Here is a 2,155-nt window from a genome sequence, read left to right as displayed (position 1 = left end):
CTTTGGACGCGCAGCGAATTGCTTTGGGCGCGCAGCGGCTCGTTTTGGACGCGCGGCGGCTTGCTTTGGACGCGCGGCGATTTGCTTTGGGCGCGCGGCGAATCGCTTTGGATACGCGGCGAATTGCTTTGGACGCGCAGCGAATTGATTTGCTTTGGTCGCGCGGCAGTTTGCTTTAGGCGTGGGAGGTTTTTTTAGTCGTATATAATAAGAGGCTGCCGCAGAACTTCAGTCTTCACTGACTCGCGCGCAGCCTCTCTATCTTACCTATTCAAGTAGTCGGCAATCTTTTCAATATCCGGTCCGAAAATCCGGTCTTCAGTTATCGGAGCCGCAACTTGCAGAAGTTCTTCCAACTCCTTGCGTGTTTTCGGCGCCATTTTATCAACCCCTCGGAACATGCAGCCTGTCATGGCGCATAACGCTTCGATGGCCAAGACATTTCTTGCATTCTTAATGATTTGCTGCGCATGCCTTGAACCAATCGTCCCCATCGACACATGATCTTCCTGGTTGCCCGAGGAAGGGATCGAATCGACGGATGCAGGATGTGCCAGTGTTTTATTTTCCGATACTAGGCTTGCCGCGGAATATTGCAGAATCATTGCGCCTGATTGCAGACCAGGTTGCGGGCTAAGGAATGGTGGCAGGCCTTCATTTAATTGCGGGTTGACGAGCCGTTCAATACGGCGCTCCGAAATATTCGCAAGCTCCGCGATGCCGATTTTCAAAAAGTCCATCGCAAATGCGATTGGCTGGCCATGGAAATTTCCTCCTGAAACGACGACCTCTCCATCTTCAAAAATAAGCGGGTTGTCCGTCGCCGCATTCATTTCAATCTCCAGTTTTTCTTTCACATAAGAAAGCACTTGCCAGCTGGCCCCATGGACTTGCGGGATGCACCGGATCGAATAGGCGTCTTGTACGCGCTTCTCTCCCTGCGTCGTCGTCAATTGGCTGTCCTTAAGCCAACCCAACATCCTTGATGCAACATCCACTTGCTCTTTGTAGCCGCGCGCCTTATGGATTGCAGGATGGAAAGCGTCTGTAATTCCATGCAGTGCCTCCATCGTCATAGCGGCAATCCATTCGCTGCTGTACGCAAGCTTCTCCGCCTCCAAATAATTGACGACACCTTGGGCAGTCATTGCCTGCGTGCCGTTTATCAACGCAAGTCCTTCCTTCGCTTCGAGGACGATTGGCTCCAGCCTGAATTCCTTCCAAACTTGAGCAGCAGGCACTTGCCCACCGTCACGCCAAACGAATCCTTCCCCTAACAGCACTAATGCCAAATGGGAAAGCGGCGCAAGATCCCCTGATGCACCGAGCGATCCTTGCTGCGGGATGACAGGATGAATTCCGTTATTCACCATGAACGCAAAACGTTCCAACACTTCAACTCGGATGCCCGAAAAACCTTTCAGAAGTGCATTCAATCGTAGCACGACCATAGCTCGCGAAACAGCTTCCGAAAAAGGCTCACCAACACCGCATGCATGTGAGCGAATCAAATGCAGCTGCAGCGCCTTCGTATCCTTTTCATCGATTTTCACATCGCTGAATTTGCCGAAGCCGGTATTGATGCCATACACCGTCTTGTCATTTTCAACAATCCGATCAACCGCTTCCCGGCTCTTTTGAACGCGTTCCAATGCATCCGCATTCAACACTACCTGTTTCCCTTTATATAAAATACCTTCCAATTGTTCGAGTGTCAGAGAAGATCCAGTTAATTCAATCATCCAAACCATCCTTTCGGCTAATGAAAACGTTTTCTCACTGACCATCGTACACGATATGAAATGGAATTTGGTGATTTTTACGAAAACTTGTTCTATAGTAATGTGATGTTGTTTTAGTGTACTGACGCAATGAAAAATCCACGGCAATTGAATAGTGCCGTGGATTTTTCGTTATTTAATCTTAATTTGGACATTGCCTTTTATATAGGAAGGATATGCATGTAAGGGAAATCTCAGCGGGTTTGTAAACTTTTTATTGGACAATTCGATTCCAATGTGAATTTCATCGTCGCCCCGCATGTAAAAGGATCCTGACTTCATAGATAACTCTTTTCCTTCCGCATCATAAAGTGCCGAAAATGGATCATGATAGTACCCCTTCATTCCTTTCATTTCAATATCAATATTTTTGC

The 2,155-nt window shown here is 48.1% G+C and carries 2 protein-coding genes; both read right to left on the bottom strand.

The features are described 5' to 3' along the window. Positions 1–263: 263 nt before the first annotated feature. Positions 264–1,742, bottom strand: a complete 1,479-nt coding sequence (hutH, locus tag AWV70_RS18715) for a histidine ammonia-lyase (RefSeq protein ID WP_060210043.1) — start codon at positions 1,740–1,742, stop codon at positions 264–266. A gap of 171 nt (positions 1,743–1,913) precedes the next feature. After that, on the bottom strand, positions 1,914–2,155 hold a 242-nt coding region (locus AWV70_RS24860), incomplete at its 5' end, for a hypothetical protein (protein ID WP_235588750.1).

Origin of the sequence: Sporosarcina koreensis, assembly GCF_001531445.1 — a bacterium.
In the GTDB taxonomy this organism is placed as follows: Bacteria; Bacillota; Bacilli; order Bacillales_A; family Planococcaceae; genus Sporosarcina; species Sporosarcina koreensis_C.
Note: the sequence above shows the minus strand (reverse complement) of the source record. Positions and strands in the feature narration are given on the sequence as shown.